Annotated in this window: 20 protein-coding genes; 13 read left to right on the plus strand and 7 right to left on the minus strand. The window is 68.6% G+C overall.

Annotated features, from left to right (window positions below):
* Window positions 1–2: 2 nt before the first annotated feature.
* From rimM to rpsP, 3 genes are read right to left on the minus strand one after another with little or no spacing between them, the layout of a single operon-like run.
* Complete coding sequence (rimM, locus tag KEG57_RS22980) at window positions 3–551, minus strand: ribosome maturation factor RimM (protein WP_272423511.1); 549 nt, start codon at window positions 549–551, stop codon at window positions 3–5.
* Window positions 548–808 (minus strand): KH domain-containing protein, encoded by a 261-nt coding sequence (locus tag KEG57_RS22985; RefSeq protein WP_232379670.1) that lies wholly within the window; start codon window positions 806–808, stop codon window positions 548–550. Before KEG57_RS22985 ends, rimM begins: the two co-directional genes overlap by 4 nt.
* A gap of 6 nt (window positions 809–814) precedes the next feature.
* A complete protein-coding gene (rpsP, locus tag KEG57_RS22990; RefSeq protein WP_272423510.1) occupies window positions 815–1069 on the minus strand; it encodes a 30S ribosomal protein S16 in 255 nt (84 codons plus the stop codon).
* Between the two features lie 733 nt (window positions 1070–1802).
* Here rpsP and KEG57_RS22995 point away from each other — a divergent pair.
* The 9 genes from KEG57_RS22995 to KEG57_RS23035 all read left to right on the plus strand — a co-directional run bounded on the left by KEG57_RS22995 (window position 1803) and on the right by KEG57_RS23035 (window position 13297).
* Window positions 1803–3257, plus strand: coding sequence for a DUF4350 domain-containing protein (locus KEG57_RS22995; RefSeq protein ID WP_272458801.1), 1455 nt, complete (start codon window positions 1803–1805; stop codon window positions 3255–3257).
* On the plus strand, window positions 3254–4225 hold the full coding sequence (locus KEG57_RS23000; RefSeq protein ID WP_272423508.1) for an AAA family ATPase: 972 nt from the start codon (window positions 3254–3256) through the stop codon (window positions 4223–4225). The genes KEG57_RS22995 and KEG57_RS23000 overlap by 4 nt, the downstream gene beginning before the upstream one ends.
* A 2-nt stretch (window positions 4226–4227) precedes the next feature.
* Window positions 4228–5880, plus strand: coding sequence for a DUF58 domain-containing protein (locus KEG57_RS23005; RefSeq protein WP_272423507.1), 1653 nt, complete (start codon window positions 4228–4230; stop codon window positions 5878–5880).
* A gap of 67 nt (window positions 5881–5947) precedes the next feature.
* Window positions 5948–6772: a 16S rRNA (adenine(1518)-N(6)/adenine(1519)-N(6))-dimethyltransferase RsmA gene (gene rsmA / locus KEG57_RS23010; protein ID WP_272423506.1), complete on the plus strand. Its 825-nt coding sequence runs from the start codon at window positions 5948–5950 to the stop codon at window positions 6770–6772.
* A gap of 104 nt (window positions 6773–6876) precedes the next feature.
* Window positions 6877–8301 carry a F0F1 ATP synthase subunit beta gene (gene atpD, locus KEG57_RS23015; RefSeq protein WP_272423505.1) on the plus strand — a complete coding sequence of 475 codons (1425 nt, stop codon included), beginning with the start codon at window positions 6877–6879 and terminating at the stop codon, window positions 8299–8301.
* 2 nt (window positions 8302–8303) lie between these two features.
* Entirely contained in the window at window positions 8304–8858 is a 555-nt protein-coding gene (gene atpC, locus KEG57_RS23020; RefSeq protein ID WP_272423504.1) for an ATP synthase F1 subunit epsilon, read from the plus strand.
* A 118-nt stretch (window positions 8859–8976) separates the two neighbouring features.
* Entirely contained in the window at window positions 8977–10902 is a 1926-nt protein-coding gene (gene dnaG, locus KEG57_RS23025; RefSeq protein WP_272423503.1) for a DNA primase, read from the plus strand.
* A 107-nt stretch (window positions 10903–11009) separates the two neighbouring features.
* A complete protein-coding gene (gene rpoD / locus KEG57_RS23030) occupies window positions 11010–12896 on the plus strand; it encodes an RNA polymerase sigma factor RpoD (RefSeq protein ID WP_272423502.1) in 1887 nt (628 codons plus the stop codon).
* Window positions 12897–12934: 38 nt separating this feature from the next.
* The gene (locus KEG57_RS23035) at window positions 12935–13297 is read left to right on the plus strand and encodes a hypothetical protein (protein ID WP_272423501.1); all 363 of its coding nucleotides are present in this window, start codon (window positions 12935–12937) and stop codon (window positions 13295–13297) included.
* 30 nt (window positions 13298–13327) lie between these two features.
* Here KEG57_RS23035 and KEG57_RS23040 read toward each other — a convergent pair whose 3' ends face one another.
* Together KEG57_RS23040 and bamA are read right to left on the minus strand one after the other, a co-directional pair.
* Window positions 13328–14131, minus strand: a complete 804-nt coding sequence (locus KEG57_RS23040) for a rhomboid family intramembrane serine protease (protein WP_272423500.1) — start codon at window positions 14129–14131, stop codon at window positions 13328–13330.
* 195 nt (window positions 14132–14326) lie between these two features.
* Window positions 14327–16996, minus strand: coding sequence for an outer membrane protein assembly factor BamA (bamA, locus tag KEG57_RS23045; protein WP_272423499.1), 2670 nt, complete (start codon window positions 16994–16996; stop codon window positions 14327–14329).
* Window positions 16997–17347: 351 nt separating this feature from the next.
* Here bamA and KEG57_RS23050 point away from each other — a divergent pair, with 351 nt between their 5' ends.
* The 3 genes from KEG57_RS23050 to KEG57_RS55690 all read left to right on the plus strand — a co-directional run bounded on the left by KEG57_RS23050 (window position 17348) and on the right by KEG57_RS55690 (window position 22668).
* Window positions 17348–19780 carry a DNA gyrase/topoisomerase IV subunit A gene (locus KEG57_RS23050; protein WP_272423498.1) on the plus strand — a complete coding sequence of 811 codons (2433 nt, stop codon included), beginning with the start codon at window positions 17348–17350 and terminating at the stop codon, window positions 19778–19780.
* Between the two features lie 3 nt (window positions 19781–19783).
* Window positions 19784–21718, plus strand: a complete 1935-nt coding sequence (locus KEG57_RS23055; RefSeq protein WP_272423497.1) for a DNA gyrase/topoisomerase IV subunit B — start codon at window positions 19784–19786, stop codon at window positions 21716–21718.
* A 506-nt stretch (window positions 21719–22224) separates the two neighbouring features.
* Window positions 22225–22668, plus strand: a complete 444-nt coding sequence (locus KEG57_RS55690) for a helix-turn-helix transcriptional regulator (RefSeq protein WP_272423496.1) — start codon at window positions 22225–22227, stop codon at window positions 22666–22668.
* Between the two features lie 398 nt (window positions 22669–23066).
* On the opposite strand, the gene KEG57_RS23065 is transcribed toward KEG57_RS55690, so the two are convergent.
* On the minus strand, window positions 23067–23540 hold the full coding sequence (locus KEG57_RS23065; protein WP_272458802.1) for a hypothetical protein: 474 nt from the start codon (window positions 23538–23540) through the stop codon (window positions 23067–23069).
* Window positions 23541–23574: 34 nt separating this feature from the next.
* Window positions 23575–24420 carry a carbon-nitrogen hydrolase family protein gene (locus KEG57_RS23070; RefSeq protein WP_272423494.1) on the minus strand — a complete coding sequence of 282 codons (846 nt, stop codon included), beginning with the start codon at window positions 24418–24420 and terminating at the stop codon, window positions 23575–23577.
* Window positions 24421–24541: 121 nt separating this feature from the next.
* Between KEG57_RS23070 and KEG57_RS23075 the strand changes: the two genes are divergently transcribed.
* Window positions 24542–25018 (plus strand): NUDIX hydrolase, encoded by a 477-nt coding sequence (locus tag KEG57_RS23075; RefSeq protein WP_272423493.1) that lies wholly within the window; start codon window positions 24542–24544, stop codon window positions 25016–25018.
* Window positions 25019–25025: the final 7 nt, after the last annotated feature.

Genomic DNA, 25025 nt, shown 5'->3' on the forward strand with positions numbered 1-25025 from the left:
CGTCAGGTCAGGCCGTCGAGCGTGACGAGCCGGACGACCCCGGCGTCGGTGTCCACGGATTCGACGAAGTCGTCGAGCAGCGGGACCTCGATCTTGCTGCCGTCCGCGCGCTCGACGACGAGCACCTCGCAACTCGGGTACGAGGCCAGCGTGAGAACGCGACCGATGACTTCGCCGGAGCCGAGCTCGGCGCGCGCGCCTTCGACATCGCACGCGTAAAACTCGCCCTCTTCGAGCGGCGGGAACTCGTCGCGCGGGACGAGCAGGATCGCCCCGCGCAGCGCCTCGGCGGCATCCCGATCCGCGACACCCGCGAGCCGCACGAGCACGGCCTTGTTCGCGCTCCGGATCGACGTGATGTCGGCCGCGCGCTCCGCGCCGTCGGGGAGACGCAGCTTGAGTGTCGGCCGCTGCCCGAGCAGTTCGGAGCCCTCGTGATAGAGCTTGAGGCGGACCTCGCCCTGGATCCCGTGGGCACGCGCGATCTCCGCGACGGCGACGAACCGTCGCGGGGCTTCGGCCTCGTTCGTGGCGCGCTTACGCGGGATCAATCCAGGATGTCGAGGTGGGCCCGGAGGCCCGCCTTGCTGGCGGCCGCGTTGAGGAGCGCACGGATCGATTGCGCGGTGCGGCCATCCTTGCCGATCACTTTGCCGATGTCCTCACGCGCCACGCTGAGCTCGATGCGCGGGAACCTGTCTCCCGTCACCTCGCGGACGGTCACCTTCTCGGGATGATCCACGAGCGACCGCGCAATGAGCGCGACGAGATCCAGCAGCATGGTGGAGGACGCAGGAGACGGCGCCATGCCTCGTTACTTCGCCACCGTCGCCGCGACGACGTCCGGGCGCTTCAGCAGAAGCTCGACCGTGTGCGAGGGCTGCGCCCCCACGTCGCGCCAGTGCTTCACGCGAGCCGTGTCCAGGCGGATCTCGTTGCGACGCGGGTCGTACGTGCCCAAACGTTCGATGAACCGGCCTCCGCGCGGAGAACGCTGGTCGGCGACGACAATACGGTAGAACGGGGTCTTCTTCGTGCCCGCCCGGGCGAGGCGGATATGAACGGCCATCGGTGAACCTCGGTCTTCTTGGAGATCCGGCGCTTGCCGGGTGCGGGCATGACCCGCGCGCATTCGCGTCCCCCGACGCACCACGCCAGGGGAACGGGGGGCGAAGGGTAGGCAGAACCCCCCCACCGGTCAAGGCCGACAAGACGCAAATTCGTCCCGTCCGGTCCTCAGCATGGAGGTTCTTGCCAACTTGCGGCCCGGACGCACCCCGCGGCCGCGAAAAACATGGGGTTCGGGTGAAAACGAGGGAAGAAGCGCCACGCGGGCACGCGCGGCGTTTTCGAGAGGACAGACGGGAGATCAGCCGATCTCGAGGATGATCACGCCGCGATTCGGGTCGTCTTCATCCTCGTGAGGCTCCTTCGACCCGCCTCCGGGTCGACGCGGAGCCGGGAACCGCTCGAGCGGAAGCTCCAGGCGCGGTCGGTTCTCCTCACGCTGCCGGCGCTCCCTCTCTTCCCGTTGTCGGATTTGTTCGATGATGAAAGGAGGTAGCATCCGGACTCCTCCGCACCGCGTGTAGCGTCGCTCGGATGAACGTGCCTAGCAAGAATGGGCCCGTTCACGAGTCGAATCTAGCAATGAGAGTAACGGGGTCAAGCTTATCGCCCGGGACGACGGTGATATGCTCGCCGCCTCTATGACGCAGGATGGCGTGAGATCGCCGGAGCTAGAGCGCCATGCAGCGCACGCCTCTCGAGCTTCGTCCTCGTCGCCGAAGCTCCAAGCGCGCGTGTGGGGCTCGGCGAAGCAGGCGCGCCGTTCCCTTGTGATCTGCGCAGCGCTCGGCATCGGCCTCGCCTCCGTGGACGCACACGCCGCCGCCTTCGACGTCGCGGACACGACGTGGGAAGGCTGCTCGGAGCTCTACGGGCTCGCGGTGAACGAGCTCGGCGACGGACGCGTCAAGGCCGTCGCCGTGCTCGACTGGAACGAGGTCACGCCGAACGACGGTGTGCTCGTCTTGCACCCGCTCCAGAGCATGGATCCCGAAGAAACAGCGGCCTTCATGAAGGCCGGCGGGCGCCTGGCGATCGTGGACGACTACGGCAGAGGCGAGGAGACGCTGCGGCGCTTCCACATCGAGCGGACCTCGCTGCCCTCGCGCCCCGTGGCGGCGCTGCGCAACAACCCCCAGCTCGCGATCGCCGAGCCCGTGCTCACCGGTGACAAGGGGCAACTCACGGGCCCACATCCGGTGGTGGCGAGCGTGCAGCAGTTCGTCACGAACCACGCGACGGGGCTCCGCCACCCGAACCTTTCGCCCGTGCTCGAGGTGCGCGCCGTCGGCGAGCCCCCGACGATCGTCGCGGTCGCAGGCCAGGTCGGCAAGGGCCGCCTCTTCGCGCTGAGCGATCCCTCGGGCCTCATGAACCAGATGCTGCGCTACCCCGGCAACCGCTCGTTCGCCGTGGGGCTCTCGCACTACCTCGTCGACGAAGACGGCGGCGAACGGCAAGGCGGCCGGCTCTTCATCGTCGCCAACCGCTTCTCCGAGGAGGGCTCGTTCGGCGGCAAGTCGACGCTGCGCAAGGACATCGAGGGCCAGCTCCGCTCGATCGGAGACGCGCTGGCGGAGGCACGTCAAAGCGGACTGCCGACCTGGGCGCACTGGCTCCTCGCGCTCCTTGCGGTGCTCGGCGTGGCCGCGTGGGTGGCGCGTGCCGCAGGGCGCCCGTACAAGAGCCCGCAACCTCGCTTCGCGCGGCCCGTGCCGCTCGTCGCGCAGGGAGGCGTGGCCGGGCGCTTCGCGTTGCTCTCGGCCCCGTCCTCGCCGCCGGGGCTGCTCCTGCTCGAGCTCAAGAGCGCGCTCGTCGAGGCGCTCTCGCACAAGCTCAACGCGCCCCTCGATCCGTCGGCGGACGCGGTGATTTCTGCGGCCGAGCGCGCAGGAGGCCTTGACGAGCGTGGCCGCTCGGCCTTGAAAGAGGTCCTCGCCGTGATGCAAAGAGCCGAAGCCTCCGTCGTCGCAGGCAAGCCGGTCCGCGTGCCCCGCGCGGCGCTTCGGCACGCGGCCGCCGTCGTGAGGGACGTGCTCGAAAAGGCGGGCGCGATCACCCCCGAGCCGCTCGGCCACGGCGCCGCGAACGGCGAGAAGACTTCTGATCGCCCGGCGGGAACGAGCCCGACGAGCGACCCCTCACGAACCCCGAGCCCGCCCGCACCCGCAGAGGAGAGCGCCACTTGACCCAGGCCGTCGCCATCGAGGAGATCGCCGCCGCCAAAGAGCGGCTGGACGCGCTCCGCCGGGAGATCACGCGCGTCTACATCGGTCCCTCGCGCACCGTGGATCTCATGCTCACCGCGCTGCTCGCGCAGGGCCACGTGCTCCTCGAGGGCGTGCCCGGCGTCGCGAAGACGACGCTCGTGAAGGCGTATGCATCGGCGCTCGGCGCCTCGGTGCGCCGCATCCAGTTCACGCCGGATCTCCTGCCTGCAGACATCACCGGCACGTACGTGCTCTCGCCGAAGGAGGGCACGTTCTCGCTGCGGCCGGGGCCGATCTTCGCGAACGTGGTGCTCGCCGACGAGATCAACCGCGCGCCCGCGAAGACACAATCCGCGCTGCTCGAGGCGATGCAGGAGCGGCAGGTGACGATCGAAGGCGACCGGTTCGAGTTGCCCGCGCCGTTCATGGTGCTCGCGACGCAGAACCCGATCGATCTCGAAGGCACGTACCCGCTGCCCGAGGCGCAGATCGATCGTTTCCTCGTGCGCGTCGCCATCGGCTACCCGAACGCGAAGGACGAGGTCGCGATGCTCCGCGCGCACAACGCCGAGCCGCCGCGCGCCCGCTCGGTGCTCAGCGTGGAGGAGCTCCTCTCGCTCCAGAGCATCGCGCGGCGGATCCACGTGGAGGACGATCTCTACGAGTACGCCGTCGGCCTGACGACGTTCACCCGCTCGCACGCGCGCGTGCTGCTCGGCGCCTCACCGCGCGCGACGCTCGGGCTCGTGCAGGCCGCGAAGAGCGCGGCCGTGATCGCGGGCCGCCCGTTCGTCACGCCGGACGACGTACGTGGCGTCGCGACGGCGGTGCTCTCGCACAGGCTCGTGCTCGTGCCCGAGGCCGAGGGCGATTCGCGCGCTCGGGACGCGGTCGTGGAGGACGCCGTGCAGCGCGTGGCCTACCGTCGCGCAGTGCGGCCGGTCTAGCGATGCAGCTCTTTCCCACGCGCACGGCGGCGCACCTCAGCATCGCCGCGATCTCGGTCGCGGGCGTCGGCCTCGTCGCGCGCGAGCCCGCCATCGTCGGGTGGGGAGGAGCGATGCTTCTCGCGATGGCGCTCGCCCGCGCAGTCACGCTCGTCTCCGTCTCGCGCATCCGCGCCGCCGGCTTCGAGATGCTCTGGAGCGGGCCACGCCGCGTCGTGCGCACGGGCCGCGGCAGCACGATCGAGATCGAAGCCGAGGTGCGAAACCGCGACACGCTCGCCGCGCGGTACGTGCGCCTCCGGCCCATCGCCTCGTCGCAGCTCCAGATCACGATCGAGCCCTCGGCGGGTGAGGTCATGGCCTCCGGGCGGCTCAAGGTGAAAGTCTCGGTGCACGCACCGCGCGTGGGACAACACGGCGTGCACGGGCTCGCACTCGAAGTGCACGGCGCGCCCGGGCTCTTCGAGGTTCCTCTCACCTTCGCGAATCCCTTCGGCGTCGAGGTCCTGCCGCGCCCCTTCGCGGCGTGGCTCCCCTCCCCGCGCGGCGGCCGAAGCAAGCTGCTCGCGTCGAGCGGGAGGCCCGGCCGCGCCCGCGGCGAAGGCAGCGATATGCGCGAGCTGCGCGAACACCAGCCGGGAGATCCGTTCCGGCGCATCGCGTGGAAGGCGAGCGCGCGGCGCGGGATCCTGCTCGTGCGCGACTTCGAACGCGAGGAGCGGGACGTCGTGTGGGTCGTGCTCGACGCCTCGGTCGAGCTCTGGGCTGGCCCGCTCGGCCGCGCGCCGCTCGATCTCGCGATCGACGAGGCCGCGTCGATCTGCGCGCGGTACCTCTCGCGTGGTGATCGCGTCGGGCTCGCGGTCTACGCATCCACCGTGCGCGCGTTCGTCCTGCCTGACCAGGGACCGGCGCATGGGCAAAAGCTCGCGCACCTGCTCGTCACGGCGACAGGGACGCACGATGCCTCGCGCAGCGATCTCGACGAGGCCGACGTGGCCGTGCGCGTCCTCGAGCACCTCCGTCCGCTCGACGCGCGAGGGCTTTCGGATCTGCGCCGCGGCGATCTCGACCGACTCGCGTCGCGCGCCGACGCGGTTCGTCCCCGCGCGCCGTTCGCGCCGCCTCCGCCCGAGGGCCGGAGCCCGCGCGAGCGAACGCTCCGCCGCTACCTCGCGGCCTACGGCATCGAGTCGCCTGCCCGCGCGGAGGCCGAGCGCCACGAATCCGGCTTCATGCTCGCGGAGGTCCTCTCGCAGATCGTCAAGAGCAAGCCCAAACCGAGCGTCGTGCACGTCGTCGCGCCCGCGCCCTCCGAGATCGCGCAGGAAAAACCCGTCATGGACGCCCTGCGCCGCCTCTCGCGCCACTCGGCGTCCGTCACCTGGTCGATGCCGCAGTTCGATCCGGGCCTGCTCCCGCCCTGGGATCCGCCGACGCGCGCGGACGGTTCGGCCTCGGAGGAGGTCGCCGAAGGACCGCGAAGGGTCGCGTGGGAAGAGGCCGCCGGGGTCGCCGCCGAGGCCGTGCTCGTCCGCACGCGTGTCGCCGTCAGCCGCAGCGAGGCCGTGCTCCGCCGCCTCGGCGTGCGCGTCACGAAGATCCGCGCCACGACGACGAAGCGCCCCGACGCCGCGGACCCCAAGGCGACCTGAACGAAAGGTCGCCGTCCGCGCATCGGTTGGAACACCAACGAACCTTCTCCGAGAGCACGAACCTGCCATGTCGATCGCCGAACGCCTCCGCTCGCGCGGCCTCTCGCCCAAGAAGAGGTTCGGCCAGAACTTCCTGGTCGACGTCTCCGCGTCCCGCGCGATCGCCGAAGCCGCGACCACGCCGCCGGGCGGCACCGTGCTCGAGATCGGCCCCGGCCTCGGCGCGCTCACGCGCCCCTTGCTCGAACGTGCCGCGAAGATCGTGGCGATCGAGCGCGACCGTGATCTCGTCCCGCTCCTCTCGACCGAGCTCGAAGCGCCGATCGCCGAAGGTCGCGTCTCCATCATCGAAGCCGACGCGCTCGCCGTCGACTGGGCGGCCGAGCTCGTCGGCCCGCGCCCGCACGTGATCGCGGGCAACCTGCCTTATCAGATCACCGGTGCGCTCCTCGAACGGGCGACGGGGCTTGCCGATCGTGTCGATCGCGCGGTGTTCATGGTGCAGGCCGAGGTCGCCGATCGGCTCATCGCGGCGCCAGGCTCGAAGACCTACGGCGCGCTCACGGTCTTCGTGCAGGCGGCCTTCGACGTGAAGCGCCTGCTCACGGTGCGCGGCGGCGCGTTTTACCCGCGCCCCGACGTCGACTCCGCGGTGGTCGTCCTCGCGCCGCACAGGCCGCCGCGTGCTGCGGAGACCGAGGCGTTTCGCGATGCCGTCCGTGCGGCGTTCGGCGCGCGGCGAAAGACGCTGCGAAATGCCTGGCGCTCGCTCTACGGTTGGTCCAAGGACGAGCTCGAAGCGCGCGCCCGGGAAGCCGGGATCTCGCTCGACGTGCGTGGTGAAACGCTGGCGGTCGAGGATTTCGCCCGAATTGCGGCGATGAAGGGTTAGAAACCCCTGTTCATCCGCTCCGGACCCCTCGACAGTCCACGATGGCCGTGGTAGTGGCCGCGCGCGTTCGTCGTCATGGCGATTCGCTGGAGGAGCCCCGCCCCATGTCGGTTGGAAAGATTACCCAGGTCATCGGCCCCGTCGTCGACGTCGACTTTCCGGCGGGCCAGCTTCCGAAGATTTTGAATGCGCTGAAGGTCTCGAACCCGAGCATCTCGGGCGAGGCCGACAACCTCACGCTCGAAGTGGCGCAGCACCTCGGCGAGTCGACGGTTCGCACGATCGCGATGGACACGACGGACGGCCTCGTGCGGGGCATGGACGTCCGCGACACGGGCAAGCCGATCATGATGCCGGTCGGCCCGGCTTGCCTCGGACGCATCCTGAACGTCGTCGGCGCGCCCGTGGACGAGGCGGGCCCCGTGAACGCGGAGAAGTTCGCGCCCATCCACAAGGATCCGCCGAAGTTCGTCGATCAGTCGACGAAGGTCGAGATCTTCGAGACGGGCATCAAGGTCATCGACCTGCTCGCGCCCTACCGCAAGGGCGGCAAGATCGGCCTGTTCGGCGGCGCCGGCGTCGGCAAGACCGTGCTCATCATGGAGCTCATCAACAACGTCGCGAAGGCGCACGGCGGCGTGTCGGTCTTCGCGGGCGTCGGTGAGCGGACGCGCGAGGGCAACGACCTCCTGCTCGAGATGAGCGAGTCGAAGCTCGAGTCCGGCGCGCCCGTCATCTCGAAGGCCGCGCTGATCTACGGCCAGATGAACGAGCCGCCCGGCGCGCGCTCCCGCGTCGCGCTCTCGGCGCTCACGGTCGCCGAGTACTTCCGCGACGAGGAGGGCCAGGACGTGCTCCTCTTCGTCGACAACATCTTCCGGTTCACGCAGGCCGGCTCCGAGGTGTCCGCGCTCCTCGGCCGTATCCCGAGCGCCGTCGGTTACCAGCCCACGCTCGCGACGGAAATGGGCGCGCTCCAGGAGCGCATCACGTCGACGACGAAGGGCTCGGTCACCAGCGTGCAGGCGATCTACGTCCCCGCCGACGACCTCACCGACCCCGCGCCCGCGACGGCCTTCGCCCACCTCGACGCGACGACCGTTCTCTCGCGCGCGATCAGCGAGCTCGGCATCTACCCGGCCGTCGATCCGCTCGACTCGAACTCGACGATGCTCGACCCGCAGATCGTCGGCCAGAAGCACTACTCGGTCGCGCGCCGCGTGCAGCAGACCCTGCAGCGCTACAAGGATCTGCAGGACATCATCGCGATTCTCGGCATGGACGAGCTCAGCGAGGACGACAAGCTCGTCGTGCAGCGCGCCCGCAAGATCCAGCAGTTCCTCTCGCAGCCGTTCTTCGTCGCCGCGCAGTTCACCGGCCGTGACGGCAAGCTCGTGAGCCTGAAGGACACGATCGCGGGCTTCGAGGAGATCATCGACGGCAAGCTCGATCACGTGGCCGAGCAGGACTTCTACATGGCCGGCGGCATCGATGAGGTGAAGGCGCGGGCCGAGGGCAAGCGGGCCTGATCATGGCCGAGACCATCGTGCTCGAGATCGTGACGCCCACGGGCGTCGCGCTCCGCAAGGAGGTCACGGACGTGACCGCGCCGAGCGTGGCGGGTGAGTTCGGCGTGATGCCGGGCCATCTGCCGCTGCTCGCGGCGCTCCGCACCGGCCTCGTCACGTACCACGAAGCCGGCAAGGAGCATCGCCTCGCCGTCGCGCACGGGTTCGTCGAGGTCGTGGGCGACAAGGCGCTTCTCCTCACGGAGAAGTACGTCCAGAAGGACGACGTCGACGTCGTCCGGGTTCGCCTGCGCCTGAAGGAGGTCGACGCGGAGCTCGACCACTGGCAGGGCGACCTCACGGATCCGAAGCGTCGCTCGCTCATCGAGGAGGAGCAGTGGCTCGCCACGCAGCTCGAGCTCATCGGGGATCCGCCGCTGCCGCTCGTGCGTGAAGACACGCGCTTCCTCGTGGATCACGCCGAAGCGCCGCCCGTCGAGGAGATGGTCGAGGGCCAGACCCCTGACGAGAGCCTCACGGATCACAAGAAGCCGGGCTCCGCCTTCCCCGACGCCTGAAAGAGCCTCCACGTCCGGAGGCGCATCGCGCGTCACGAACACCAAGCGCGCCGGTCGATCTCGAGACGAGGGCTCGGGACGATCGGCGCGTTCGTCGTTATCCTGATCGCTTAGGACGATGATTCACGCCGATACGATCGCGCGGGTCAAAGAGCGCACGGATCTCGTGTCGCTCGTCGGCGAGACCGTTCGTCTCACCCGGCGCGGTCGCTCGTTCGTCGGGCTCTGCCCCTTCCACAAGGAAAAATCGCCGAGCTTCCACGTGAACCCGGAGCGCGGCATCTTCCACTGCTTCGGCTGCAAGGAGAGCGGAACGGCCATCGACTTCGTCATGAAGGTCGAGGGCATGAACTTCGTCGAGGCGGTGCGCGCGCTGGCCGAGCGAAGCGGCGTGGAGATCATCGAGACCGCGACCGAAGCGGAGCGGCGCGAGGCGAACGCGGCGCGGCGCGCGCGCGACGATCTGTACGCCGTGAGCCACCTCGCGGCGACGTTCTTCGAGCAGAGCATGCGTGGTCCGAGCGCGCATCCCCTCGCCTCCTACGCGCTCGGCGAGCTCGCGCGGCGCGCGCTCGACACGCGCGAGGCGACGGGCCCCGTGGCCGACGCGCTGCAGGCGTTTCGCGTGGGCTACGCGCCGCCGGGCTGGGACGGGCTCGCGAACTTCCTCAAGCGGCAAGGTGTCTCGCCGGTCCTCGCCGAGAAGGTGGGCCTGCTCGTCGCGCGTGGCACGGGCACGGGGTTTTACGATCGGTTCCGGCACCGCCTCATGTTCGCCGTGACCGACGTGCAAGGCCGCGTCATCGCGTTCAGCGGCCGGGCCCTCCCCGAGCCCACGCCCGACGAGATGCGACGCTTGGGGCTCCAACCATCGAACGGGGGCGAGTCGCCGGCGAAGTACATGAACAGCCCCGAGTCGCCGATCTACACGAAGGGCGAGCACCTCTTCGGGCTGCATCAGGCGCGCCACGCGATCCGCCAGGACGGCCTGGCGATCCTCGTGGAGGGCAATTTCGACGTCCTTTCTTTGCACGCGCGCGGCATCTGCAACGTCATCGCGCCGCTCGGCACCGCGTTCACGACCACGCAGGCGAAGCTCCTCAAGCGCTTCGCGCCCACCGTGACGATCCTCTTCGACGGCGACGCCGCCGGGCGCAAGGCTACGTGGGCCGCGCGCATCCCGGTCCACGAGGGCGGCCTCGAAGGACGCGCCGCGACGCTGCCCGCGAAGCTCGACCCCGACGAGCTCGTACGAACCAAGGGCCCCGAGGCTCTGAAAAGCGTCCTCAAGAGCGCGAAGGAGCTCTACGAGCACCTCATCGAAGACGCGCTCCAGAACGACTCGTTCAACGACGCCACGACCGACGGCAAACTCGCGCGCATGCGTGCGGTGGCAAACTTACTCGGGGAACAAAAGGACCCCGTGAAGCGCCTCATGCTGAAGACGTACGCCGATCGGCTGTCGTCGAAACTCATCGTGGGCGGCACGGCGCCGGCCGATCTGCGTCAAGTCGAACAGCTCCTCGAACAGGCAACGAGGTACGACACAGAACAGCCCATGGAGCTCCGCGCGGCCGAGACCACGGTGCCGGGTCACCGGGCGCGTTCGCGTTCCCAGATCCACGACGTGGGGGAGTACATCCTGGGTGCACTTCTCGACCATCCCGTTCTGCTCGACGACCCTGAAGTGATGGAGGCACTCGACGTGCTGGATGGCGATCTCGCATTGGCCGCTGGCGCGGTGCGTCAGTCCCTCGGGGCGGAAACGCAACTTATTCCCGACGAATTTCTTGCGCATATCCCGGCGTCGATCCAAGCATTCGCGGCTGGACGGCTCGCGTCGCCCGTCTTCGAGACGGCCGATGTGGCGAGGGAAGAGCTCTTAAAGAACGCAGGGAAGTTGAGACGCTTGAGCTTGTCACGCGAGAAAGCCGCGACGGTGGACGAGCTTCAACGAGTCGCGCCACTGGGGGATGTGGAGCGCGAAGCGGCGCTGCTTCGTGAAGCGGTGCGCAAGGCCAAGGCCAAGTTGGGGCTCGGCTGACGTGTTTTTTGCGCGCGCATGAGTCCGCGCGAGCGTGACGAACGTTTTTTTCTCGGTGTGGTTCCTTGAAGCACGTGGCCCGGCGTGGGCCCGGTGGAGCGAATGGGATGGCGAGCAAGGCCAAGCAGTCTGCGGGTCGGGCAAGCGGATCGGGCGCGGGGAAAAGTGGCGGCGGAGTCGCACAAGGCGCTCGGGGGGACCGCGGGACGAGGCCGCAGGCACCGGATGGGGCGGGGAAGTCGGATCCGCGCAAGGCGCTCGAGAAGCTCGTCGATGCGGGCAAGACGAAGGGCTTTCTCACGTATGACGAGGTGAACGACGCGCTGCCCGCGGACGTCTCTCCCGATCAGCTCGACGACGTCGTCGGCGCGCTCGGCGACGAGGACATCGAGATCGTCGACGGCGCGACGCAGGTGAAGATCGCGCCGAAGCGCATCGCGGACGAAGAGGCGAGCGACAAGAAGCTCGTCGTCACGCAGGATCGCGAGGAAGAGGACGTCGACTACTACTCGAAGTCGAACGATCCCGTCCGGATGTACCTGCGCAAGATGGGGAGCGTCTCGCTCCTCACGCGCGAGGGCGAGGTCGAGATCGCCAAGCGCATCGAGCAGGGCGAGCAGTCGGTCAACGCCGCGATCCTCGACTCACCGATCGCCGTGCGCGAGATCATCGACCTCGGCGAGAAGCTCCGGAAGCACAAGATCCGCGTAAAGGAGCTCATCAAGGACGCGGAGAGCGACGATCAGGAGTTCGACGAGGAGGAGGCCGATCGCCGCATCATCCGCCTCATCGACAAGGTCAAGCGCCTCGACAAGAAGAAGGCCGACCTGCTCGAGGAGCGCAAGGAGGTCAAGACCGACGGCCGTCGCAAGCAGCTCGACGCCGAGGTCGTGCTGACCACGGGCGAGCTCGTGACGACGCTTGAGGAGATGCGCCTCAACAAGAAGACGATCGACAAGATCGTGCAGAAGTTGAAGGGCCTCATCTCGAAGGTGGAGAAGGCCGAGGCCGGCGCGACCGAGATCGAGAAGCGCACGGGCATGAGCAAGGCCGAGCTCCGACGCGAGCTCGCGAAGGTGAAGGGCAACAAGCTCGCCGAGGCGCGGCTCGCGAAGAAGCTGAACGTCTCGCGCGAGGATCTGCTCGACCTCGAGTCCACCCTGAAGAACGCGCAGAAGGGGCTCAAGAGGGTCGAGGAAGAGCTCAACATCGACGTCGAGGCCATCCGGGGCACCTACGAGAGCATCCGCGAAGGCGAGCGCATGGCCGAGCGCGCGAAGGCCGAGCTCGTCGAGGCAAACCTCCGGCTCGTCGTCTCGATCGCGAAGAAGTACACGAACCGCGGCCTGCAGTTCCTCGACCTGATCCAGGAGGGGAACATCGGCCTCATGAAGGCCGTCGACAAGTTCGAGTACAAGCGCGGCTACAAGTTCTCGACGTACGCAACGTGGTGGATCCGGCAGGCCATCACGCGCGCGATCGCCGATCAGGCCCGGACCATCCGCATCCCGGTCCACATGATCGAGACGATCAACAAGCTCATCCGCACCTCGCGTTACCTCGTGCAGGAATACGGCCGCGAGCCGACCCCCGAGGAGATCGCCGAGAAGATGGAGCTGCCGCTCGACAAGGTCCGCAAGGTCCTGAAGATCGCGAAGGAGCCCATCTCGCTCGAGACCCCGATCGGCGAGGAGGAAGATTCGCATCTCGGCGACTTCATCGAGGACAAGAGCGTGATCTCGCCCGCCGAGGCGGTGATCAACATGAACCTCGCGGAGCAGACCCGGAAGGTTCTCAAGACGCTCACCCCTCGCGAGGAAAAAGTCCTCCGCATGCGCTTCGGCATCGGCGAGAAGAGCGATCACACGCTCGAAGAGGTCGGCCAGGACTTCGAGGTCACGCGCGAGCGCATCCGGCAGATCGAGGCCAAGGCGCTGCGCAAGCTCCGCCATCCGAGCCGCTCGAAGCAGCTCAAGAGCTTCATCGATAGCTGAGCTTGTCCGGCCCGAGCCGGCGGGCTTAAACTCCCGCCATGAATACGAGGGGTGCTCCGAAGCGATCGTTCGCAGGGGGAGCGCCCCTCGTTTTTTTCGTGCTGGCGTGCCTCGCGACAGGCTGCGCGCGGAACGTGACCGAGAACGACTGCAAGGCCGTGGGCGAGCACCTGCGCGTGCTCTGGACCGCCGAGGCGAAGTACCCCGAGGCGGCGAGTCCCTCGGCGGAGAAGGCCGTCGCCGTCGTGAAGAGCGAAGGGCAACGACTGGAAGAGTCGTTCGTCACCGACTGCAAGCGCGACCTCGTCGGCAAGCCTCGCGCGTCAGGTGAGTTCTCCTGTCTCAGCCACGCGAAGACGCTCGCCGACGTGCGAACGTGCGCGACGATCCCGGCGCATTAGGCCCACACGCTGGGTCGCTCCGCGTCGCCCTTAGTTGAGGTACCGCTTGTCCTTCGGGGGCGCCTTCGAGCCGCCCTCGATCACGCGCAGCGGGGGCCCTGCAGCGCGGCGCGCGCGGGCAGCTTCGGCCTTCACGGCGGCCTCGGCACGGAGCGCCGCCGTCTGCGCCTGGATCTGGCGCAGGCGCAGCTTCAGGTAGAACCGACGGAGCGGCGAACGGTCGCCGAAGAGCCAGCCGGCCAGCATGCCGCCGAACGGGGTCACGAGGCCCTCGGGCGTGTGGTGGTTGAGCGCGATCACGTTCAGCACGGAGAGCACGAAGATGATCGCGACCATCGCGCCGGCCGACACCGGCAGCACGAAGAACATGCGGACCTGCGCGTCGCGGTTCTGCAGCGCCCACGCGACGGCGACGGCCTCGATCATGCCGAGTCCGCCGAACCACATGGCCTGGCTCAGCTTGGGCACGAGCGCGCCCACGGCGACCTGGGTGGCGAACGCGAAGGCGCCCGAGCCGAAGAGGAAGATCAGCATGCGCCGCGCGCCCCATCGCGATTCGAGCGTGGGCGCGAGGAAGTAGAGCCCGAGCAGGGTCATCAGGAAGTGCCCGGGGCTCGACGTGTCGTGGAAGAGCGGCGCCGTGAAGAGGCGCCAGACCTGGCCGCGGAGCACGCCCGCAGTCGTGCCGGCCATGAACTGGGCGACGCCCACGCCGACCTCCACCCAGTTGATGCTCAGCGCGAGGCCGACCCACAGGACGGTGATGGCGATCATCATCCCGCTGATGGCCTTGCCAGGGCGAGGCAGGACGAATTGGACGGGGCTAGGGCGCATCGTCCATGGAGCTACCAACAGGAACGCGGACGGGCAACCGGAGGGCGCGGGAAAGGGCCCCTGCAGCCGTCCTGAGCGTAGCGCCGGGGTTTCACCCCGGGCCCGACCAGGGGCTGTTCGCCCCTGGACCCGAACCAGGGCAAGCCCTGGACTGTTGGTACATCGACCGCGATGCGGTCGATGCAGCGCAGCCTCTCAGAAGAAGTTGCCGATGGTGAACTCGAAGCGGCTCGCCTGCTCGTACGGGAGCGGCTTGAACGGGAAGCCGTACTCGAAGCGCAGCGGGCCGAGCGGCGAGAACCAGCGCAAGCCGAAGCCCCAGGACGTGCGGACGTTGAGGAGCTGGTCCGGCGTGAAGCAGGGGTTCGTCACGGCGTACGGCGACGCCGGGTTCGCCTCGCAGTAGTTGCGCTCGAGGTTCCAGGCGTTGCCGAGGTCGGTGAAGATGACGCCGCGGATGCCCACCTGCTCCAGGATCGTGAACTCGAGCTCGGCGTTCTGGTAGTACATCAGGTTGCCGCCGATGTTCGTCCCGTTGGCGCGGGGGCGCCCGTTCGGATCGAGCGTCTCGGTCAGCGACAGGCGCGGGCCGACGCTGCGGATGAGGAAGCCGCGGAGGTCGAGGATGCCGCCGAGGAGGAAGCGCGCGAAGAAGGGCACGCCCTCGGCCGAGGGGCTCGTCACCACGCCCGCCTCGCTGTTCACCTTGAAGACGAGCCAGTCGCGGATCGGGTAGTAGAAGCGCGCGGTGTTCCGGAACCGGACGAACTGCTGCTCGCTGCCGAGGTACTTCGAGGCGAGCTCCACCGAGCCCTGGAGGAAGATACCCGACGACGGGAAGAGCTGATTGTTGCGGGTGTCGTAGGTGATCGTCGGCCGGATGCTCGACGTGATGCCGTTGTTGTAGACGTTCGCGAGCGGCACGCTCTGCCAGTAGCTGCTCAACGTGCCGGCCGTGCCGAAGAGTGTCGACGTCGTCTGCGTCGAGGTCTCGTTCAACTCGAGCGTGTACGTGAGCGACACGCGGAGCTCGGGCTGGATGATCGGGTAGCCGAGCGTGAGCGCGCCGCCGAGCGAGGTCTGCGAGAAGTCGCCGTAGACGCGGAGCTGATCGTACGCGCTGATCGCCGCGGAGAACTGCGTGTCGAAGAGGTACGGCTCGAAGAACCGGACGTCGATGAGCTGACGGAGACCCGAGATCTGCGCCTGCAGCGAGAGCGACTGGCCGCGACCGAAGAGATTCTGCTGCTGGACCTGCGCCGTTGCGATGAAGTTCTCGATGCTGGAGAAGCCCGCGCCGACCTGGAAGGTGCCCGTCGGCTTCTCGACGACCTCGACGTTGATGTTGATGTGCTCGGCGTCGTCGCCCTGCTCGGTCGAGATGTCGACGCGCTCGAAGTAGCCGAGCATCGTGATGCGGCGCTTGCTGCGCTCGAGCTTCGACTCGCTGAAGAGCTGCTCCTCGAGCAGCTCCATCTCGCGCCGGATGACCTTGTCGCGGGTCTTCGTGTTGCCGCGGATCTCGATGCGCCCGATCTTGATCGGCTGGTTGCGTCGGATCGCGACGATGATGTCGACCTCTTGGCGCTCCGGATCGAGGTCGGTCGCGGGCGGGGCCTCCACGTTCGCGTAGCCCTGATCGCGGTACATCGTCTGGATCAGGCCGAGGTCCGCGGCGAGCTCGGCGCGGTTGAACCAGTCGCCGCTCTTCGCGCGAATCATCTCACGCAGGCGCCTGCGGCCGCCGATGGGCTCGATCTCCTTGCCCTCGGCGTCGCGCTCGTAGACGCGGAGCTGACGGATCTTGTAGCGCGGGCCCTCGTTGATGGTGAGCGTCACCTCGATGCCCGTGCGATCCGGCGTGAGCATCACGCGTGGCGTCGCGATCTGCACCGAGAGGAAGCCGCGGTCGTAGTAGAGCGCCGAGAGCACGAGCACGTCGCGCTCGAACGCGTCCTGCCGGAACGCGCCGCCCGTGCCGAAGTCGAAGAAGCTGCCCTGTCCGGTGATCATCACCTCGCGCAGCTCGGAGTCGGGAATGTTGTTGTTCCCGATGAACGTGACGCGCCGGACCGTGACCCGCTCGTGCTCCTTGATCTTGAAGCGGAGCAGCACCTCGTTGTCGCGCTGCGGGACCGTCTCGTACGAGACCTCGGCGAGGAAGTAGCCCTCCTCCGCGTACTTGTCGCGCAGCTTCTGGATGCCGCGACGGATCGCGTTGTAGCTGAGGATCGTGCCGCTCTTGACCTCGACGCTGAGCGCCTCCGTGAGGTCTTCCGCGTTGATGTTCTGGTTGCCGTCGAACTCGATCGTCTTGATGTTCGGACGTTCGCGCACGAGGATCCGCAGGTGGACTCCGTCGTCGCGTCGGGTCAGGTCGACCTCGATGTCCTCGAAGAAGCCCGAGTCCCAGAGCTCGCGCACGTCACGGGAAAGGCCTTCGGGCGTGAAGGGTTTGCCCACGCGCGCCGTGCCGAGATAAGCGCGGATGTCGTCCGCGGAGATGCGACGGTTGCCCGCGATGACCACGCGCGCGACGGACTGACCACGCGCGAGCTCGGCCTCTGTAGGCGCGAGCGTCGGCGCCGGCTGAGCGGCCTCTTCCGGGCGCGCGCCGGGCGCTGCAGTGCCGTTTCCGTTCGGCGCCGTAGGTTTGTCGTCGCCTTCGTCCGCGCCTTCTTCGTCGCCTTGTCCTGCCGCATCCTTCGCCGCGGGAGGCTGCGCTGCGCCTTGCGGCGGGCCTCCTTGCGCGAAGGCCACCCGAGGCGAGAGCCCGGTGATCGTGAAAACGACCAGAAAGGCGCTCGTCCACAGGAGCCGGAGCCGGCTCGTCAGGCGGTTGGGTGGGGTGGGCGTCGTAAACAAGAGGCGCCTCCCCGTAGCCCAGCGGGCCAGAGGTCTCAAGGTGGGACCCACTGGTTTTCCATGTCCATGTGTGGACGGTAGGGCGCCCGGGACGAGGGGCGTCCGTCGGGGGGAGGCCGGATCGATGGGGACGGGGCGCATATTCGCCCGCAGAATCCCTCTGGACGAACGCTTTTCGGGGCCGGCGTGCCCGCCCTGTCCGTGCCGCCGTGGCTTGACCGAGCGGCGCTCCGTGGGTAATGGCATCCCCTGCCTGCGGCCCACTGAACGCGGGTACACCGTCGATCCCTGGGGGGCGCGCGCGAGCCGAGGCGGCCGCGCCTTGCCTCCCCACCCCTGGAGATAACGCCCGTGCCCCCTGCTCAGCAGGTCCCGTTTCCCCTCGATGGCGAGGGTGGTCAGAAGAGGCCTCGGCGCGCCCCCAAGACCCCGGGCGGCAGCGAGCCGCCTCCGCCTCCCCCGGTGCCCGACACGTCGCTCGCGGAAGAGGCGCAGCGCAAGTACCTGAACTACGCGCTCAGCGTCATCACGTCGCGCGCGCTGCCCGATGTGCGCGACGGCCTGAAGCCGGTGCAGCGCCGCATCCTCTACGCGATGCTGCACGACCTGCACCTCGCCCCCGACGGGCGCTTCCGCAAGAGCGCGGCCGTGGTCGGCGACGTGATGGGTAAGTACCACCCGCACGGCGACACGGCGATCTACGACGCGATGGTCCGGCTCGCGCAGGACTTCGTGATGCGCGCGCCGCTCGTCGCGGGCCACGGCAACTTCGGCTCGATCGACGGCGATGCACCCGCCGCGATGCGTTACACCGAGGCGAAGCTCCGCCCGCTCGCGCTGGAGCTGCTCGGCGAGCTCGGCAAGCGCACGGTCGAGTGGCGACCGAACTACGACGGCACGAAGAGCGAGCCCGTCATCCTGCCGTCGCGCTTCCCGAACCTGCTCGTGAACGGCTCGCAGGGCATCGCCGTCGGCATGGCGACGAGCATCCCGCCGCACAACCTCGCGGAGGTGCTCGACGCTTGCATCGAGCTCTCGAACCAGCGGGATCTACCGGTGAGCCGGCTCTTGAAGAAGATCAAGGGTCCGGACTTCCCGACGGGCGGCCAGCTCCACGCGACGAAGGAGGAGCTCGAGGCCGTCTACACGACGGGCCAGGGCTCGCTGAAGCTGCGCGGCGAGTGGAAGATCGAGGACGACGACTCGAAGCGCGGGCCCTCGTTCCTCGTGGTCACGTCGATCCCGTACGGCGTCGAGCGCAAGGCGATCGTCGAGAAGATCGCGGAGGTGATCATCTCGAAGAAGCTGCCGCCGCTGCTCGACGTGCGCGACGAGTCGACGGACGTCGTGCGGATCGTTCTGGAGACGAAGCGCGGGACGGATCCGCAGCTCGTGATGGCGTACCTCTACAAGCACACGCCGCTCGCGGTGCACGTGCCGGTGAACCTCACCTGCCTCGTGCCCACGGACAACCCCGACGTGTCCGCGCCGAAGCGCCTCGGGCTCGACGAGATCCTGAACCAGTTCCTCACGTTCCGGTACTCGACGGTGACGCGGCGGCTGGAGTTCGACCTCGGCGAGCTCAAGGCGCGCATCCACGTCCTCGAGGGCCTCGAGATCGTCTTCGACGCGCTCGACGAGGTGATCGCGATCATCCGCAAGAGCGAAGGCAAGGCGGACGCCGCGAGCAAGCTGATGAAGCGCTTCGAGCTCTCGGAGGAGCAGACGGACGCGATCCTGGAGCTGCGCCTCTACCGCCTCGCGCGGCTCGAGATCCAGGTCGTGCGCAAGGAGCTCGCGGACAAACGCGCGGAGGCCAAGCGCCTCGAGGCGCTGCTCAAGAGCGACACGAGGCGCTGGGACCTCGTGCGCGACGAGCTCGCGCAGTTGAAGGAGAAGTACGGCGATCGCCGCCGCACGAAGATCATGGGCGCGGTCGACGAGCCGGAGTTCCAGGCCGAGGACTTCATCGTCGCGGAGGACGCGAACATCGTTTTGAGCTCCCAGGGTTGGGTGAAGCGCGTGCGCGAGCTCAAGGACCCGTCCGCGACGCGCCTGCGCGAGGGCGACAGCGTGCTCGCGGCCGTCGCCGGCTCGACGCGCTCGGCCGTCGCGTTCTTCTCGAACCTCGGCGCCTGCTACGTCTGCCGCATCCACGACATCCCGCCCTCGACGGGCTACGGCGATCCGGTCCAGAAGCTCTTCAAGCTGGCCGACGGCGAGCGGATGGTCGCGATGATGTCGCTCGATCCGCGCGCGCTCGGCGAGGAGCTCTCCGCGCCGACCGAGGGCGCGGCCGAGCCCGAGCCGCCGTTCGCGCTCGCGCTCACGCGTGGAGGGTTGGGCTTCCGCTTCTCGCTCCGCCAGCACCGCGAGCCGAGCACCCGCGCGGGCCGCAAGTTCGCGAAGCTCAACGAGGGCGACGACATTCTCGCCGTGCTGCTCCCGAGCGCCGGCCGCGCCGTCGTGTGCGTCGCGAGCAACGGCTACGCGCTCGGCGTGCCCGTCGAAGAGATCGGCGTGCTCTCGGGCGCCGGCAAGGGCGCGATCGTGATGAAGCTCGACGACGGCGAGCGCGTCGTCGGCGCGATGCTCGACGATCGCGACGTCATCCAGGCCGAAACCGAGAAGGGCAAGGTCGCGAACCTGGTCCCCGACAGCGTCATCGGCGCGCGCGGCGAGTTCGGCCGGCAGGTCTTCGCCAAGAAGGACCGCGTCGTCCGGCTCGTCCCGCCCCCCGTCGCGACGCCCGTCCTCGGCAAACCGTCCGAGGAGGAGAGCTAGACCATGGCAACGACCGCTACTCCGCAGCCCACCTCCAGATCGAGCTACACCGCGAAGGACATCGAGGTCCTCGAGGGCCTCGAGCCGGTGCGCAAGCGCCCCGCGATGTACATCGGCGGGACCGACACGCGCGGCTATCATCACCTGCTCTGGGAGATCGTCGACAACGCGGTCGACGAGGCGATCAACGGCCACGCCAAGCGCATCGAGGTGACGCTCGACGCCGATCGGCGCGGCGCCACGATCGCCGACGACGGCCGTGGCTTCCCGGTCGACGTCCACCCGAAGTACAACCGCCCCGCGCTCGAGCTCATCCTCTGCACGCTGCACGCCGGCGGCAAGTTCGCGAGCTCGAACTACAAGGTCTCCGGCGGCCTGCACGGCGTCGGTTCGAGCGTCGTGAACGCGCTCTCCGTCGAGCTCGAGGTGAGAGTCCTGCGCGACGGCTTCGAGCACGTGCAGGCCTTCAGCCGAGGCACGCCGACGGGCAAGCTGAAGCGCGGCGCCGCGACCCGCAAGCACGGGACGATCCTGCACTTCCGCCCCGATCCGGAAATCTTTGGGGACAAAGCATCGTTCGACGCGGACACCGTCAGGGAGCGTCTCGAAGCGAAGGCCTACCTGCACGGCGGCCTGATCATCGTCTTCAAGGACCAGGCGACGGGCGAGACCGTCGAGCTCGTGCACCCGAACGGAATCGCCGACTACCTGCCGAAGCTCGTCACACAGCGAGGCAAGCCCGCGGTGCACGCGTCGATGTTCCACGTCGTGAAGGACGGCGAGATCCGGCTCGAAGCGGCGCTGCTCTGGACCGAGTCGCCCGACGAGTCGATGCGCTCGTACGTGAACGGCATCCCGACGCACACCGGCGGCTCGCACGAGAGCGGCTTCAACACCGCGATCGTGAAGGCCGTGCGCGCCTTCATCGAGGCCAAGAAGATCCAGCCGAAGGGCGTGACGCTCACCGCCGAGGACATCCGCGAGGGCATCGTCGGCCTCCTGTCGATCTACATCCAGGAGCCGCAATTCCAGGGGCAAACGAAGGACCGGCTGAACAACCCCGAGGCCGGCCCCGCTGTCGAAGGCATCGTGCGCCCCGCGCTCGAGCAATGGTTGCTCGAGAACGGCACGGCCGGCGAGGCGATCGTGATGCGCGCGATCCTGGCCGCCCGCGCCCGCGAAGCCCGCCGCGAGGCGACGCAGCAGGTCGTCCGCAAGACGGCCGTCTCGCACCGCCTGAACCTGCCCGGCAAGCTCGCCGACTGCAGCTCGACCGACCCGAACGAAAGCGAGCTCTTCATCGTCGAGGGCGACAGCGCAGGTGGCTCCGCCAAACAGGGCCGCGACCGGCGCACGCAGGCGATCCTGCCCCTGCGCGGCAAGGTGCTGAACGCCGAGCAAGCCTCGACCTCGAAGGTGCTCTCGAACAAGGAGCTCCAGGACATCGTCAGCGCGCTCGGCTGCGGCTTCGGCAAGGACTTCGACGCCTCGAAGCTCCGTTACGGCCGGATCTTCCTCCTGATGGACGCCGACAGCGACGGGCAGCACATCGCCACGCTGCTCCTCACGTTCTTCTACCGCCACCTGCCGGGCCTCATCCGCGGCGGCCACGTCTACCTCGCGCAACCCCCGCTCTACCGGATCGACGCCGGCAAAGAGACGCACTGGGCCCTCGACGAGAAGGAACGCGACCGCATCCTCGTCAAGCTGCCCAAGGGCCAGAAGCCCGAGATCTCCCGCTTCAAGGGCCTCGGCGAGATGCCCGCCGAGGACCTCAAGGCCACGACGCTCGACCCCCGCCGCCGCCGCGCCCTGCGCGTGGTCATCGAGGGCGAGCTCGAGACCGATCGCATCCTGAACGAGCTCATGGGCAAAGACGCCTCGGCCCGGTTCCGGTTCATCATGGACCGAGCCCAGACCGCCGAAATCGACGTCTGATCCCGAGCCTCCCCCCGCCCCTACCCCTCACTTCCGCCGTTCGTCCCCACGCACCGCCCGTGCGTCCGGGATCACGCGCGCCCAGCGCTTGCGCAACCGTGGCGCCGCGCCATCGCGCCGCACCCGGCCATCCGGAGCCGAACCTGCGCGAGTTGAGCAGACTCGGCGCAACACGAGATCCTGCCGCTCATACGCAGGGTTAGGCCTGAGCGTGAGACGGCGCAAGGGTCGAAACGATGCTCGTGCAGCCCCTCTACGCGCCCAAAGGATCACCAGATCCGCGCAAAATCCCGGCACATTTGCGCTCCGAGTTATTGCCCGAACCTGGTCCCCAGCCAACAGGCCTGATTATGCGCATTCGAGATTGGTATGCCTGTATGGTAAAATTAGATACCAGTCACCCCCCCTGACGAGGTTCGGCCCGAGGGTTGCAAAGGCAGAACGTCGAGATGCCGTCACGGCGCCGCATGCAGCGGCGAGATTCCCCGTGGCAAGGAGAGGTTCCCGTGAGCGATGCGCTTCCTTTGACGATGCTGAACGCACCCTCCGTCGCCCGTATCCCCTCGGCCTCGTCCATGCCGCCATTTGCGGTCCGTCAGGCCCCCATCACGCAGACGCTGCCGAAGATCCCCGCTCCGCAGCCGTCGCAAATCATCCCGAAGAGCACGCCCGAGCGCATGCGCGTCGCGCGCGAGCGCATTCGGGCCGCCGCCGAAGCCGGTCAACGAATCCGCTCGTACGAGGTCGCCCTCGATCTCGACCTGTCGGAGTTCCACTTCGCCCGGCAATTCCGCGCCGCCTTCGGTCGCTCTCCTCACGTCTTCTACGATGAGGTGCGCGCCCAGAAGGCCCGCGAGCTGCTCGCCGATGGCATGAGCGAAGGCGATGTCGCCCGTCGCATCGGCTTCCGCAGGCCCGCCGAGCTGCGCGCCCTGCTGTCGAAGCGCTGAGCCGCGTTTGCTCGGCCAACGCCCCCGCCCCTCCCCCACACCGTAGCGCCCGGGGTTTCACCCCGGACCCCGACCAGGGGTTGTCCACCCCTGGACCCGGACCAGGGCAAGCCCTGGACGCGGGGCGACAGCGCGCGATGCGCGCTGTCGACAGGGAAGACGTCCTCAAGCACATACGGCAGCGCTGCTGTCTCGACTGGCAACGTCGTTCGTGGTCTTGCCACGGGCCCGTCCGAGAAGCCGCGCATCGCGCGGTTTCTCGGCCCTCGGTCCAGGCCGTGCCTGGTCCGGGGTGCAGGGGGCGGACAGCCCCCTGCTGGGGTGCGGGGCAAAGCCCCGCTCAGCGCGGACGATGTGGCGCGGCTCTGACTCCGCGATGCGGAGCGGGTGTCGCAGGTTTAGCGTCGAGTGCGACGAAGGACGCTCACGCCGGGCCAGGTCTTGCCGCGATCGGTGACTTCCCACTCGTCTGGGCCGAGGAACCGACACTTTGCGCCGTCGAACATGCCTCCGCTTCCTCGGAGCGTGAAGGCGTCTCCGGACTCGCCTTCGATTTGATAGGGCGCGCTCTCGTCGGGCGTCTTCGAGGTCCGCACGCTCTGCGCGTCCTTCTCGAACCCGATCCGCAGCGACTCGAAGAGGTCTGCCATCAGTGGCATCGCCTCGTTCGGGATGGGGTGCTCCGACGTGTACCGCACGATCTCCCACGTCCCCTGAAGCTTCTTCTTCACGCCCACGAGCTCGGGCTCGGCGGGTTTGTCCGCCTCGACTGCCGCGCCGTTCGCGGCTCCCTCCGCGGGTTGCCCACCATTGCCGCCGGCGCAGCCCACGAGGAGCGGCACGAACATGACCCCAAGGTGAAAACGTCCCACGATCCTGGAAGGTACGCTGACTTTGGGAGTCTTCTCAAGTCTGCCGCGAAACAACCCCGATCCGTCGGTGCTGGAGCGAAGGCAGGCTCGCCCGCACCTGCGCGAGATACGCTGGATCGAGCGTCGCCACGACGATTCCTTCCCCCTCCGAAGCTTGCGCGACGACCTCGCCCCACGGGTCCACGATGCATGACTTGCCGTACGTCCTGCGCCCCTTCGGATGGCTCCCCCACTGCGCCGCCGCGATCACGTAGCACTGCGCCTCGATTGCCCGCGCGCGGAGGAGCACGTGCCAGTGATCCTTGCCCGTCGCGAGCGTGAATGCGGCCGGCACGATGAGCACTTCGGCGCCGCGGGAGACGAGCTCGCGATAGAGCTCGGGGAAACGCAGGTCGTAGCAAATCGAGAGGCCGATCTGCGTGCCTGCGACGTCGACGACGACGGCCTCGTCGCCCGGCATGCACGAGGCCGACTCGCGGTACCGCTGGCCGTCGCCGACCTCGACGTCGAACATGTGGATCTTGCGGTACCGCGCGACGACCTCGCCCGAAGGCGCGACCGCGGCGCAGGTGTTGTGCACGCGCTTCGGATCGGATGAGCGCTCGGGGAGCCCGCCCGCGAGGATCCAGAGGCCGTGTTTCGTGGCGTTCTCTGCGAGGAATGTGCGGATCCGGCCGCCGTCCTTCGCGTCGAGGTCCTCGGCGACGCGCAGCCGCTCGTCGTCATCGCCGCCCATGAACGCGAAATTCTCGGGCAACACCACGACCTTCGCGCCGCGGGAAGCAGCCTCGGCCACGAGGCGCCCGGCCCGGCCGAGGTTCTCGGAGAGGTCCGCCTGGCTGTTCATCTGCACCGCCGCGGCGACGAGAGGCTCACGCATGCGGGGAAGCCTACCTCGCACGGGGTCGCGTGTGTCGAGTGCGAGGACCGTCCACTGAAATCGACCCGAGCTCACGCATGCCCCTTCCCGGCCCCGGATGGGTCGCTATTCTGCGCGCCCCATGGGGCCCCTCTCGTACCTGCCGCGGTCGGTGCTCGGCGTGGCGCAAGAGATCGTGCGCCACCTCCTCAAGCGGCCCGTCGTCGGCGTGGCCGTGGCCGCTCGGACGGCGGACGGGAGGTGGCTGCTCGTGCGCCGCGCCGACACGGGGACCTGGGCGCTGCCCGGCGGGACGGTCGAGTGGGGCGAGACCCTGCGGACGACGGTCGTGCGGGAGCTCGACGAGGAGGCCGGGGTCGATGACGTGACGATCGGCCCGATGGTCGGCGTGTTCTCGCGGCCGGATCGGGACATCCGGTTTCACGCGGTGACGATCGTGGTGTCCGCGCGCGTGGGCGCGCCGAACCGGCCGCCGAAGAACCGGCTGGAGATCCGCGAGGCGCGGCTCTTCCGCGACGAAGAGCTGCCCGCGCCGCTGGCGATGGGGATGGACGACATGCTCGCCGCCGCGCGGCGCGGCGAGGTGGTGTTCGAGTGACGTTCGA

Source organism: Polyangium jinanense (assembly GCF_028435365.1).